Origin of the sequence: Lysinibacillus sp. JNUCC-52 (assembly GCF_015999545.1) — a bacterium.
Taxonomy (GTDB): domain Bacteria; phylum Bacillota; class Bacilli; order Bacillales_A; family Planococcaceae; genus Lysinibacillus.
Genome location: NZ_CP065546.1, coordinates 1,719,553 through 1,733,720 on the forward strand (window position 1 = coordinate 1,719,553; position 14,168 = coordinate 1,733,720).

General features: G+C 39.1%; 11 protein-coding genes. All 11 read right to left on the bottom strand.

Features of this window, described 5'->3' with window-relative positions; all coding sequences use genetic code 11:
- Positions 1–7: 7 nt before the first annotated feature.
- The 11 genes from opp4B to pyrC all read right to left on the bottom strand — a co-directional run bounded on the left by opp4B (position 8) and on the right by pyrC (position 14,167).
- The gene (opp4B, locus tag JNUCC52_RS08845; RefSeq protein WP_173477827.1) at positions 8–973 is read right to left on the bottom strand and encodes an oligopeptide ABC transporter permease; all 966 of its coding nucleotides are present in this window, start codon (positions 971–973) and stop codon (positions 8–10) included.
- Positions 974–1,067: 94 nt separating this feature from the next.
- A complete protein-coding gene (opp4A, locus tag JNUCC52_RS08850; RefSeq protein WP_337981932.1) occupies positions 1,068–2,801 on the bottom strand; it encodes an oligopeptide ABC transporter substrate-binding protein in 1,734 nt (577 codons plus the stop codon).
- Positions 2,802–2,862: 61 nt separating this feature from the next.
- Positions 2,863–3,852 (bottom strand): ABC transporter ATP-binding protein, encoded by a 990-nt coding sequence (locus JNUCC52_RS08855; protein WP_173477829.1) that lies wholly within the window; start codon positions 3,850–3,852, stop codon positions 2,863–2,865.
- 9 nt (positions 3,853–3,861) lie between these two features.
- Positions 3,862–4,860 carry an ABC transporter ATP-binding protein gene (locus JNUCC52_RS08860; RefSeq protein ID WP_337981933.1) on the bottom strand — a complete coding sequence of 333 codons (999 nt, stop codon included), beginning with the start codon at positions 4,858–4,860 and terminating at the stop codon, positions 3,862–3,864.
- Positions 4,861–5,580: 720 nt separating this feature from the next.
- The gene (gene pyrE, locus JNUCC52_RS08865) at positions 5,581–6,210 is read right to left on the bottom strand and encodes an orotate phosphoribosyltransferase (RefSeq protein WP_139860207.1); all 630 of its coding nucleotides are present in this window, start codon (positions 6,208–6,210) and stop codon (positions 5,581–5,583) included.
- A complete protein-coding gene (gene pyrF, locus JNUCC52_RS08870) occupies positions 6,207–6,917 on the bottom strand; it encodes an orotidine-5'-phosphate decarboxylase (RefSeq protein ID WP_337981934.1) in 711 nt (236 codons plus the stop codon). Before pyrF ends, pyrE begins: the two co-directional genes overlap by 4 nt.
- Positions 6,917–7,828: a dihydroorotate dehydrogenase gene (locus JNUCC52_RS08875; protein ID WP_139860211.1), complete on the bottom strand. Its 912-nt coding sequence runs from the start codon at positions 7,826–7,828 to the stop codon at positions 6,917–6,919. Before JNUCC52_RS08875 ends, pyrF begins: the two co-directional genes overlap by 1 nt.
- Complete coding sequence (locus JNUCC52_RS08880) at positions 7,825–8,598, bottom strand: dihydroorotate dehydrogenase electron transfer subunit (RefSeq protein WP_139860213.1); 774 nt, start codon at positions 8,596–8,598, stop codon at positions 7,825–7,827. The genes JNUCC52_RS08875 and JNUCC52_RS08880 overlap by 4 nt, the downstream gene beginning before the upstream one ends.
- A 1-nt stretch (position 8,599) precedes the next feature.
- Entirely contained in the window at positions 8,600–11,797 is a 3,198-nt protein-coding gene (carB, locus tag JNUCC52_RS08885) for a carbamoyl-phosphate synthase large subunit (protein WP_173477831.1), read from the bottom strand.
- Positions 11,790–12,890: a carbamoyl phosphate synthase small subunit gene (locus JNUCC52_RS08890; protein ID WP_337981935.1), complete on the bottom strand. Its 1,101-nt coding sequence runs from the start codon at positions 12,888–12,890 to the stop codon at positions 11,790–11,792. Before JNUCC52_RS08890 ends, carB begins: the two co-directional genes overlap by 8 nt.
- On the bottom strand, positions 12,890–14,167 hold the full coding sequence (pyrC, locus tag JNUCC52_RS08895) for a dihydroorotase (RefSeq protein ID WP_337981936.1): 1,278 nt from the start codon (positions 14,165–14,167) through the stop codon (positions 12,890–12,892). Before pyrC ends, JNUCC52_RS08890 begins: the two co-directional genes overlap by 1 nt.
- Between the last annotated feature and the right edge of the window lies 1 nt (position 14,168).

Consider the following 14,168-nt stretch of genomic DNA (forward strand, 5'->3'; position numbering starts at 1 on the left):
CCCCTCCCTAATCTAGTCTAATTCGCGGATCTACTATACCATACAATAAATCGGCTACTAAATTCCCAAAAAGTGTTAAGAACGAAAGTAACATAGTTATCGACATCATGACCGCATAATCTCTTCTACCAACGGAATCTAAAAATAGTGCGCCTATTCCGGGATAAGTAAAGATGGTTTCTGTTATTACTGCACCGCTTATTAATGTCGCGATGTCAAAACCAAGAAAAGTAATAATCGGAATAATCGAATTTCTTAAAATATGCTTGTTGTAAATTTTTGATTCCTTTGTTCCTTTTGCTCTCGCTGTACGTACGAAATCTTTTCTACTGTTTTCGATAATATCGTTTCGTAAAAATTGCGTATAGGATGCCGTTCCCATTAATCCTAAAACAAGTGCTGGTAATAATACGTGATGGACCCTACTTAAATAGTAAGCAAACGTTCCTTCTTGAAGTCCTACGCCAACTGAGCCGTTGAATGGGAACCACCCTAGTTGGAAAGAGAACACATAAATGGCTACAATACCAGCGACAAACGATGGAATCGCTAAAGCCAAATAATTGTATGAAGCTATTAAATTATCACCAAGTGTATAAGGTTTTCTCCCTGCATACATGCCCATGAAAAAAGCAAATATATACGTAAAAATTAAAGAGGTTACTGCTAAAAATAATGTATTCGGAATTCGTTGTGCAATAACATCTACTGCAGGTTTTTTATAAACTGTTGATTTGCCAAAATCCCCTTGTACAAAATTAGACATCCATCTTCCATATTGCACGATAATTGGATCATTATAGCCTAACTTCTCTCTCATTTCCTCGATGTATTGTGGGTTTGTATTTGAAGGATCAATTTCTCCCGCAAATGGATCTCCTGGCATCATTTTTGCTAAGAAGAACACAACTAACGAAATAAGGAGTAACAATGGAATCATGCCGAGTAATCTTCGAAGTGTGTATTGAAGCATGTGACGTCCCCTTATCAATTAAAATTTACTACTATCAGGCTCCTTAAAAGAGCCCAATAGTAGTAGGTTTCTCAGCCTTTTTTAGGCATTAAATTTACTCGACAATATGCCATTTATAAACGTCTGTTTGGAAACCAACAGCGTTAATATGAACACCTTGTAGTCGGTTGTTAATACCATATAAATCTAGGTTTTCCCATAATGGAAGTGCTGGTAATTCTTCGTTGAAGTACTTTTGCCAATCAACATAAACTTTTTTACGGTAGTCTTTATCAAATGCCGCTTCGCTTAACGCTTCTTTTAATAATTTGTCGTTTTGCTCATCTACATAACGACCGTAGTTCCATTCTGCATCATTTGCCCATAAACCAGATGGATCTGGATCAGAACCCATGCTCCAAGAACCGAAGAATGCCTCTAATGCAGCATCATCATTATCTTTCATTTCATTGTACAAGTTAAACTCTACTAAGCTACCTGTTGCTAATTCCGTTTTTACACCAATATCATTCCAAGATTGGATGATTGCTTGTGAACGACCTTCAAATGCTGCTGGTCCTGCATAGTGTCCAAATGAAATTTTAAATGGTTGGCCTTGTGGATCTTCAACAAATCCATCGCCATCTTTATCCACATAGCCTGCTGTTTTTAATAGTTCTTTTGCTTTATCTACGTTAAAGTCATATGCATTTAAATCTGAAGCATCTGCAGCAGTCCAGAAAGTAACTGGAATAACTGTATTCGCAACTTCAGCTTTTCCTTCTAAGAAAGCATCGATCATTGCTGGACGGTTAAGAGCATATAATAGTGCCTGACGTAATTCTTTTGAATTGAATTTATCAAAATCTGCTACATTTTTAAGAGTAGCTTGATCACGATGACCAAAACGAAGCCCGATATAAGAATAGCTTACACCAGTCGTTTCTTCGATACGTACATTGCTTAATGCTGAAAGCTCTTTCACAGATTGTGGTCTAATATCCATGATGTCGATTTCTCCGTTTTGGAACGCACCCGCAGCTAATGATGGGTCAATAACTTTTACAATAATACCATCAAGCGCTGGTTTCCCTTTCCAGTAATCATCAAAACGCTCTAATTCAGAATACTCGCCGTCCACAACTTTTTTCACTTTAAACGGCCCGTTTCCTACAGGTGTTTCACGCACTTGTTTTGATTCACTTAAATCTTTAACTGCAATGCCTTCATAATGTTTCTTTGGCATTGGATATTGCCAAATGCTCTCTAGATTATTAATTTTCACTTCTTTAAATGTCACTTTAATTGTATAAGGATCAACAACTTCAATTCCTGAAATTGTATCAGCTTTTCCTGCTTTTTTATCTTCTGCCCCTTTTACACCTTCAACATAATTAAAACGAGGACCATCATAATCAGGGTCTGCTAACGTTTCTAATGCAAATACCCAGTCTTCCCCTGTTAATTCATCACCATTGTGCCATTTTACGCCCTTTTCAAAGTTGAATGTATACGTTAATTTATCTTCACTAATATCCCACTTTGCAAGGTTTGGTATATATTCTAACTCATCATTTACATCATAAACGCCATCCATCATGAAGTTTTGAATATATGCATCCACAATACTTCCCGCGAATGCAGGGTCAAATACGCCCTCTGGCGCTTGGTCTGTACCGAATGTTACAACGCCACCTTCTTTAGCATCAGTCGTTGTTGTAACTGGAGTTTCCGTATCCTTTCCTGTATCTTTGTCGTCCGTTTTCGATGAATCATTATTACATGCTGCTAGGAACAATGCCATGACGAGCATAAGTAAAAGTGACCATAATGTTTTAGTCTTTTTCATTTTTTTCCCCCCGATAATTTTTTATTTTGAAAAGCATTTTATCCTTTTTTTTCTTGCCAGCTTAATATAAATGGCAAGCAACTTTGTGATCTGGCTTCACCTCCTTTAATACTGGTTTTGTTAAGGAACATTCCATCATGGCCTTTGGGCATCTTGGATGGAATGGGCATCCTTGCGGAGGATTAGCTGGGCTCGGTACATCGCCCTGTAAAACAATGCGATTGCTTTTTTTCCGAGGATCTGGCACGGGTATTGCTGAAATGAGCGCTTGAGTATATGGATGCAACGGTTCATCATAAATGCTTTCCTTGTTCGCAATTTCAACAATATTGCCTAAATACATCACGCCTATGCGGTCACTCATATGTTTAACAACGCTTAAGTCGTGGGCAATAAATAAAAACGTTAAATCAAACTCATCCTGCAACTCTTTTAGTAGATTCAATACTTGAGATTGTACGGAAACGTCTAAGGCAGAAACTGGTTCATCTGCAATTATTAACTTTGGCTTAAGTGCTAATGCTCTTGCAATACCAATTCGTTGACGTTGACCACCAGAAAATTCATGTGCATATTTATAATACGCGTCCTTCGGCAACCCTACTTTTCTCAATAATTCAATGACTTCTTCTTTTAAAGAATCCAACGATTTGTTGTGGAAATTCATAATAGGCTCAGCTACGATACTGCCAACCATTTGCATTGGATTTAATGAAGCATAAGGATCTTGGAAAACCATTTGGATATCTTTTCTTATTTCTCTTAATGATTTGCCTTGTAATGTCGTAATATCCTGACCATTAAACACGATTTGTCCTTCTGTAGAATCTAACAATCTAATAATCGTTCGGCCAGTTGTTGATTTTCCGCAACCAGACTCACCAACTAACCCTAATGTTTCACCATTTTTAATAGAAAATGATATATTATCTACAGCTTTCACGTGTCCGACTGTTTTTTTGAGAAATCCACCTTTAATCGGGTAATAGGTTTTTAAGTTGTTCACTTCAAGCAAAGTTTCTTTATGTTGTTTGATTGTCGTATCAGTCATGTTGTTACCTCACACCTTCTCTAGGATAGAACCTTCATATAGTAAGCACGAAACCTCATGACCCTCGCCAATATTGACAAGCTGAGGCGTTACCGTACTACATTCTGGTTTCACTGACGGGCATCTATCGGCAAATCGACAGCCGACTGTCGGCATATTTTTTAAAGATGGCACAATACCTTGAATTGTTGTTAGCTCACTAACCTCAATATCAATACGTGGAATGGATGCCATTAATAGCTTTGTATAAGGATGCTTCGGATTATAAAAAAGATTGTCCACATTCGTACGCTCTACAATTTTTCCAGCATACATAATGATGACTTCATCACACATTTCTGCCACTACACCTAAATCATGCGTAATTAAAATAATAGACATATCATTTTCCGCTTGAATTTTTCTTAGCAGTTCAAGTATTTGGGCCTGTACAGTTACATCTAATGCAGTAGTAGGTTCATCAGCAATTAAAAGCTTTGGATGACAAGCGATGGCAATTGCAATCATGACCCTTTGTCGCATCCCACCTGATAGTTGATGTGGATATTCATCCACAATTTTATCTGGTCTTGGTATGCCTACACTTTTTAATAATTCAATTGATTGCTTTCTTGCTTCTGTTTTCGAGATTGGTAGATGGTTTAATAAAATCTCCTCAATCTGATTGCCAATTGTAAATACAGGGTTTAAAGATGTCATAGGCTCTTGGAAGATCATACTAATATCTTTGCCTCGTATTTTATTCATCTCATCACTTTTGTAGCCTTCAATATTTTTGCCTTGAAACTTTATTTCTCCTCCAGTAACTTTGCCAATCCCTTGAGGAAGTAATTGCATGATTGATAGTGACATCACACTTTTCCCACAACCAGATTCCCCTACAATACCTACAATTTGGCCTGGCTTAACGGTAAACGAAACGTTATCAACCGCGTGATATATTTCTCCGTCTATATCAAAACCAGTTTTAAGGTTTTTCACTTCAAGTATTAAATTCATTTCACTCATCACACCTTTTTGTATTTTTTCTAAATAGAAATATGTAGTAATAACTTACGATGACAAACTTTTCTGATTCAATATTCAGAAAAAAGATTCAAAAATTGATTAAACTTATTTCAATATTATTTCTACTCAAATTTTTAATAGTTTTCATCTTATTCAATTAAAAAACATATTAATAAATTTTTTACAGAAGAAACAAAAAAGCATCTAACTATATACTTATGGAATTATCTGAAAATTATTCATATTGCTATTTTATATAGAAATAATGCATTTAATCAAGAGTTTTTTTACAACACTCATAATGTTATATACATAATAAACCATACAACTATTACAAAAAATTATATATTTTTTCTATTCTTTACAAACATATATTTGCTAGCCTTCTTATTTTTTCTATTATCCATCATTTATTTATTATTTAGATATAATAATAATCAATACCCTATTTCATGCTCTCCCTACTTAAAGCATTCTTTTATTTGGTAAACTTGAATATTTTAGGAACAAATCTATAATTCTGTTTATTTACAATATTCAATTATTATCTTTATATAGTTTTTCGGTTTAAAGTATTAACAACAAAAAGCACTTTTTGCTACAGTAAAAAACTATTTTTTTATTAATTTTTCAAAACGTACATCTTCATAAAAAAAACGATCATCGGCTAATCTAACCGTGATCGTTTTTTTAAAGTTCTTCTTATTATTCTATTTAACCTTATAGTTCGCCAGCTTTCAGTTTTGCATGCCAATCTTTTAAAAATGGAATATCTTCCTCTTTAATAGCACCTGATTCGTTCGCTGCTTCAATTAAATAATCAAAGTTTGTTAAAGATACATATTGGATGCCAGCTTCTTCAAATGCTTGCTCAGCACGTGGTAAATTATATGTGTAGACACATACGACACCTAGTACCTCACAACCTGCTGCACGTAAAGCTTCTACTGCTGTAATAGAGGAACCACCTGTTGACACAATATCTTCTACTACAACGACTTTTTGACCCGCTGCGTATTTTCCTTCAATTTGATTGCCACGGCCATGCTCTTTTGCCTTTGAACGGACGTACACCATAGGTAAGTCTAAAATGTCACTTACCCACGCAGCATGTGGGATACCTGCTGTAGCAGTACCCGCTACGATTTCTGTAGCCTCGAAATTTTCTTTAATGATTTTTGCTAAGCCGTTTGCCAATTGCTTACGGATCACTGGATCTGAAATAGTTAAGCGAGTATCACAGTATATCGGTGATTGAATGCCTGATGCCCATGTGAAAAGATCTGTTGGATTTAATTCAACTGCGCCTACCTTTAGCATAGCGTGTGCGATTTCGTTTTGTAATGTCATTTTGTTGCCTCCCATAATTCACTTACGATTTTATATGCTGCCACTGGATCTTGGGCGCCTGTAACGGCACGCCCAACTACGATTAACGAAGATCCATCACGTTTTGCGCCGTCTGGCGTAGCGATACGTTTTTGATCGTGTGCGTCACCACCAGCTAAACGAATACCTGGTGTGACACGTAAGAAGTCCTCACCGCACACTTCGGCGATTGCCTGTGCTTCATGAACCGAGCAGACAACACCATTTAAGCCTGCTTGTTTTGTTAAGCTAGCATAATGTAATACAGATTCTTGTAATGTTAATGCAATTTTTTGCTCTGTTTGCATTTGCGCTTCAGTAGTAGATGTTAATTGAGTCACAGCAATTAACGCTGCACACGCTCGACCCGCTGGTGTACCCGCTTCTAGGCCTTCGAGTGCTGCTTCCATCATTGGGCGACCGCCTGCTGCATGTACATTGACTAAATCTACCCCTAATTTTGCTAAACCTTTCATCGCTGAGCCAACAGTATTTGGAATATCATGTAGCTTTAAATCTAGGAAAATATCGTGACCTAAATCCTTCACTTTACGTACAATATCAGGACCTTCCTGCATATAAAGCTCCATACCAATTTTTACGAAAAGAGGCTCTTGAAAATGTGCTAAAAACTTGAAAACTTCCGCCTCACCTGGGAAATCAAGTGCTAGTATTGGTTTTGTATTCATTAACGATGGCTCCTTCCGATTATGTCCGTAATATGCTCTACGCCTAATGCGTCAAGCTTTGCTGGTAACTCCTCAATGATGTTCGGGCAAACGAAATGGTCTACAAAATTGGCTGTCCCAACTGCGACTGCTGATGCACCTGCTGACATAAAGTCAATAACATCTTGCGCTTCGCTCACTCCGCCCATTCCAATAATCGGAATATTAACGGCTTTATATACCTCATATACCATACGAATGGCAACTGGTTTTACTGCTGGGCCAGATAAGCCTCCTGTACCATTTGCAATAACTGGTTTACCTGTACGCTCATGTAAACGCATGCCGATTAAAGTGTTAATCATCGTAATACCATCCGCTCCGCCTGCTTCCACTGCTTGAGCGATTTCTACGATATTCGTTACGTTTGGTGATAATTTTACGTAAACAGGTACTTCTGAAACAGCTTTTACTGCCGCAACGAGCTCTCGTGCTGTTGCTGGGTCTGTACCGAATTGTATACCCCCACATTTTACATTCGGGCAAGAAATATTCAGTTCTAGCGCTTTTACATTCGGTGCTGCAGAGATGCGACGTGCAACTTCCACATAATCTGCTGTTTCAGTTCCAGCTACATTGGCGATGATTGGCACATCATAGCCTTCTAAAAACTTTAATTCTTCATTCATTACTTTTTCAATACCAGGATTTTGTAAGCCAATGGCATTTAGCATCCCTGCTGCTGTTTCCGCTACACGTGGTGTTGGATTGCCAGGTCTTGTTTCCACTGTTGTTGCTTTAATCATAATAGCGCCAAGCTTCGATAAATCGTATAGCTGTGCATATTCACGACCAAAGCCGAAGCAGCCTGAAGCTGGCATAATTGGATTTTTTAAATTTAAGCCAGGTATTTGGATATTTAAACGACTCATAATGCCACCGTACCTTTCGGGAATACTGGACCGTCAGAGCACACTTTGACATAGTCTTTTTCAATTTGATCTGTTGTCTTGCATACACATGCGAAGCAAGCCCCAATGCCACAACCCATGCGCTCTTCAAAAGATAAGTACCCTTCTTTTTCTGGGTAGAAGCCTTCTAACGCTTTTAGCATTGGTAGAGGACCACAAGAATAGAACACATCAAACTCGGGTGCACGCGTTTCTAACACGTTTGTTACAAAGCCCTTCGTTCCTTTCGATCCATCTACTGTTACGTAATGCGTTTCACCAAGTGCATTAAACTGCTCCTCATAGAAGCAAACATCTTCTGATTGGAAGCCTAATACATGGATTGTTTTCACACCACGAGCATGAAGCTGTTTGGAAAGTTCATGTAAAGGTGGTACACCGATGCCGCCACCAACTAACAATGCAGTCCCACCTGCCTTTACAGCGTCGACTGGGAAGCCATTACCAATTGGGCCAAGGACATTGACTAACTGCCCTTCACGATTTGTTGCTAATACTTGCGTTCCTCGACCTTCCGCACGGTAAATCATTGTAAATTCACTGTTGTCTTTATCTATGTTTGCTATACTGATTGGTCGACGTAAAAGCGGCTCCAATGAATCTGACACCTTTACATGGACAAACTGGCCAGGAGTCATATCCTGAACCAGTTCACCACGAAGTGTCAATTCGAAAATGTTTGTCGCAATTTGCTTTTGAGAGACGACCGTCATTTTCTCTTGACGAATCATATTAATGTACTACCTCCGCTTTTGGCATTTGTTCTGCTGTAAATGTCATTGATTCAATTACACGCAGCATTGCTTCTGCTGTATCTAATGAAGTTAAGCAAGGTACGCCATTTTCTACAGATTCACGACGAATTCGGAATCCATCACGAGCTGGTTGTTTGCCTTTTGTTAATGTGTTGACTACTAACTGTGCTTCACCGTTTTGAATTAAGTCTAATAGCGTTTGGCCTTTTGCACCGATTTTACCTACAACATCTGTACGTACGCCTGCTGCTTCAAATGCTTGTGCTGTACCTTCTGTCGCAACGATGCGGTAGCCAACTGTTGAGAAGCGTTTGGCAAGTGCAATTGCTTCTTCTTTATCCTTATCAGATACAGTGAATAATACTGTGCCTTCTGTGCGAATTTCCATGCCAGCTGCAACTAAGCCTTTGTAAAGGGCTTTTTCTAAAGTGGCATCTTTCCCCATTACTTCCCCTGTTGATTTCATTTCAGGCCCTAATGTAATGTCCACGCGGCGTAATTTTGCGAATGAGAATACTGGTACTTTCACAAACACACCTTTTTGCTCTGCTGCTAAGCCTGTTGGATAGCCTTGTTCTACGATTGATTTACCAAGAATGGCTTTTGTTGCAATGTTTGCCATTGGAATGTTCGTAATTTTACTTAAGAACGGTACTGTACGAGATGAGCGAGGGTTTACCTCAATCACATATACTTCACCATGTGAAATTACATACTGGATGTTCATTAAGCCGATGATACCAAGACCTTTTGCTAGACGCGTAGTATAGTCGACTAACGTATCTTTTTGCGTTTGTGTTAATTTTTGTGGTGGGTATACAGAAATCGAGTCACCAGAGTGTACCCCTGCACGTTCGATATGTTCCATAATACCTGGGATTAATACATTTTCACCGTCACAAATCGCATCTACTTCAATTTCTTGACCTGTTAAGTATCGGTCTACTAAAACTGGGTGATCAGGTGAAGCCTCAACAGCGTTTTCCATATAATGTTGTAATTCTTCTTCGTTATAAACAATTTCCATTGCACGTCCACCTAGTACATACGAAGGGCGTACTAGCACTGGGAAGCCTAAGCGTTCACCAATCGCAAGTGCTTCTTCTGTTGATACAGCCGTTTCACCTGGAGGCTGTGGAATGTCTAATGCATGTAATGCTTGTTCGAATTTATCGCGGTTTTCAGCACGATCGATGTCTTCTAACGATGTACCTAAAATTTTCACACCATTTGCAGCCAATTTATCAGCTAGGTTAATAGCTGTTTGACCACCGAATTGCACAACTACGCCAATTGGTTGTTCTAAATCGATAATGTGCATTACGTCCTCGATCGTTAATGGCTCAAAGTATAATTTATCTGAAATTGAGAAGTCAGTTGATACTGTTTCTGGATTTGAGTTAATAATGATTGCTTCATAGCCTGCTTCTTGGATAGCCCAAACTGAGTGCACTGTAGCGTAATCGAACTCTACCCCTTGACCGATACGGATTGGGCCTGACCCTAATACGATGACAGATGGTTTATCAGACTTGATAGATTCATTTTCTTCCTCATAAGTGCCATAGAAATATGGTGTTTCTGATTCGAACTCTGCTGCACATGTATCCACCATTTTATAGACAGGGACAATGCCATTTTCTTTACGATATGCATAGATTGCTTCTTGCGTTGTGTCCCATAGTTCCGCGACTTTTTTATCCGCAAAGCCTAAACGTTTTGCTGTACGTAATACTTTTTTATCGTTTTTATTGTCAGCAAGTGTTTGCTCCATATCTACGATGTTTTTGAATTTATTTAAGAAGAATAAGTCGATTGCAGACCATTCATGAATTTGCTCGATTGTTACTCCGCGGCGCAATGCTTCTCCGATGAAGAATAAACGCTCATCGCCCGCTTTACGGATGCGTTTTTCAATCCAAGAATCAGAGTTATCTTCAGCATGTTTTAGCTCTAGATGAACTTGACCTGTTTCAAGTGAACGTACAGCTTTTAGCATTGCTTCCTCGAACGTACGACCAAGCGCCATTACTTCCCCAGTAGCCTTCATTTGTGTGCCTAGGTTACGTTTTGCTGATTCGAATTTATCGAATGGCCAGCGTGGAATTTTCGCGACGATGTAGTCTAATGCTGGCTCGAAGCAAGCGTAAGTTGAACCAGTAACTGGATTTTTAATTTCATCTAACGTTAAGCCTACTGCAATTTTTGCTGCTAGCTTCGCAATTGGGTAACCCGTTGCTTTTGAAGCTAATGCAGATGAACGAGATACACGTGGGTTTACTTCGATTACATAGTAGTCGAAGCTATATGGATCAAGGGCTAACTGTACGTTACAGCCACCTTCAATTTTTAGTGCGCGAATAATTTTTAGTGAGATATTACGTAACATTTGGTTTTCGCGGTCAGAAAGTGTTTGTGTTGGTGCTACTACGATTGAATCACCTGTATGAATACCGACTGGATCGACATTTTCCATGTTACAAACAACAATTGCATTGTCAGCTGCATCACGCATTACTTCATATTCAATCTCTTTAAAGCCCGCAATTGATTTTTCAAGTAAACATTGTGTCACTGGCGAATATTTCAAACCTGATGTAACGATTTCTTCTAAGTCTTGATCGTTATAACAAATACCGCCACCTGTACCTCCAAGTGTGAATGCAGGGCGCACGATTACTGGATAACCGATTTTTGCGACAAAGTTTTTCGCTTCATCTAAGTTATGGATAATGTCTGACTCAGGTACTGGTGCACCAAGTTCGTACATTAAGTTACGGAATAAGTCACGGTCTTCTGCTTTATGGATAGCATCAAGTTTTGTACCAAGAATTTCGATATTTAGCTCATTTAAAATTCCTGAGTTGTCTAACTCGATTGCCATATTTAAACCTGTTTGACCACCTAGTGTTGGTAGAATTGCATCTGGACGTTCTTTACGTAAAATGCGTGATACAAATTCTAGTGTGATTGGTTCAATGTATACTTTATCTGCAATTTCAGTATCTGTCATAATTGTTGCAGGGTTTGAGTTTATTAAAATAACGCGGTAGCCTTCTTCTTTTAATGAAAGACAAGCTTGTGTGCCTGCATAGTCAAATTCTGCTGCTTGTCCGATGACGATTGGGCCTGACCCGATTACTAAAATAGTTTCTATATCTGTACGTTTAGGCATGTTGTTTCCCCTTCCCTGCTTCTACTTCCATCATTTCAATGAATTCATCAAATAAGTGGTTTGAATCTTCTGGTCCTGGTGATGCTTCTGGGTGATATTGTACCGTGAAAATCGGATATTTCTTATGACGTACGCCTTCACAAGTACCATCATTTAATGCGATATGTGTTAATTCTAAATCTGTATCTTTTAAAGACTCAATATCGATTGCATAGCCATGGTTTTGAGATGTTAAATCTGTACGACCTGTGCGTAAATCTTTTACTGGATGGTTACCACCACGGTGACCGAATGGTAATTTAAATGCCTTTGCGCCACTTGCTAATGAGAATATTTGGTGCCCTAAGCAAATACCGAACATTGGCACTTTTCCGATTAAATCGCGTACAGTTTCGATACCTTCTGCAACGTCTTCAGGATTCCCTGGACCGTTTGACAGCATAATGCCATCTGGATGCCATGCTAAAATTTCTGCTGCTGGTGTGTTGTAAGGAACAACGAGTACATCGCAATCACGTTTATTTAATTCACGAAGAATACCATGCTTCATACCGTAGTCAATTAATACTACTCGTTTGCCACGACCTGGAGATGGGTATGCAGCCTTTGGCGATACTTCGCGCACATGATGTGTAATGGCTGGTGTCGCTTGTAGTTTTGCAACGGTTTCTTCTACATTCACTTCTTCGTCAGCCGCTGTTAATATCGCTTTAACAGATCCTTTGCTACGAATAATGCGTGTTAATTTACGTGTATCAATACCTTCAATCCCTGGGATATCTTTTGATGTTAAATATTCATCAACTGTTAAATCACATCTGAAGTTTGACGGTGTTTTTGCTAGTTCGCGAACTACAAATCCACGAATTGCAGGTGTAATTGATTCGAAATCATCACGGTTAATACCGTAGTTACCGATAAGTGGGTATGTTAACGTTACGATTTGTCCGTAGAATGAAGGATCTGAAATCGTTTCTTGATAACCTGTCATCCCTGTTGTGAATACGACCTCACCTTGTGAAGCTCGCTCGCTACCGAACGCTGTGCCTGTAAATACTGTGCCATCTTCTAAAATAAGTAAACGTTTTTTCATTACTCTGCCTCCTGGTATACGATATTACCTTCAAAAATAGTTACTACTGGCCAACCTTTCGCAACCCAACCATTGAATGGTGTATTGCGACCTTTTGATACAAAACCTTCTGCATCAATTGTTTGTTCTTTCTTTACATCAATTAAAACCATGTCTGCTGATGCACCCACTTCTAACGTTCCGTATGGTAAGTCAAAAATTTGGGCAGCTTTCACAGTCATCCAATCAATTAATTGCTTTAAAGTCCATTTCCCTGTTTCAACAAATTGTGTATATAACAATGGGAAGGCTGTTTCAAAACCGACGATGCCAAATGGTGCGCCCACCATACCGCAACATTTTTCTTCTATTGTATGTGGTGCATGATCTGTTGCGATGCAGTCGATTGTGCCATCAAGAAGTGCTGCATGTAGAGAATCTTTATCGTCCGCACCGCGTAATGGTGGGTTCATTTTCCAGTTCGCATCATCTGATGGAATATTCATCTCTTCAAGTAATAAGTGGTGTGGACAAACTTCTGCAGTGACGCGAATGCCTGCTGCTTTTGCGTCTCGCACTGAGCGTACAGATTCTTTTGTTGATACGTGACACACATGGTAGCGTGCACCTGCAGCTTCGGCAAGAAGAACATCGCGTGCGATTTGAACAGATTCACAAATGGACGGAATGCCTGGTAGCCCTAGCTCCTTGTTGCGCTTGCCCTCATGCATGACACCATCATAAATTAATGAATTATCTTCACAGTGTGCTACAACAACCATGTCATGCTTTGCTGCATCCTGCATTTGTTCGTACATCGTTGAAGCTAATTGGATTCCTACTCCATCGTCTGAGAAAGCGACAGCACCATGTGCTTTTAATTCCGCGATATCCGTACGAACTTCACCAGAAATGTCTTGTGTTAATGAGCCATATGGCAATACACGAATCACTGCACTTTCTTTTATAAGACCGTTAATTAGTTGCATGTTTTCTACAGTGTCAGGCACTGGTTTTGTATTCGGCATTGCACAAATCGTTGTAAAACCACCTTTAGCTGCTGATGCAGAGCCTGTGGCAATTGTTTCTTTATGTTCAAAACCTGGCTCGCGCAAATGTGTGTGTACATCTACAAAGCCTGGAGCAACAACTAAACCATTTCCTTCGATAATTTCCGCACCAGCTACATCGACCTCTTGTCCAATGGCAGTAATTTTGCCATCGACCATGGCGATATTCACTGTATGCAGTTCACCTTGTTCATTTAACATTTGCACATTTTGAAGTACTTTTGTCATG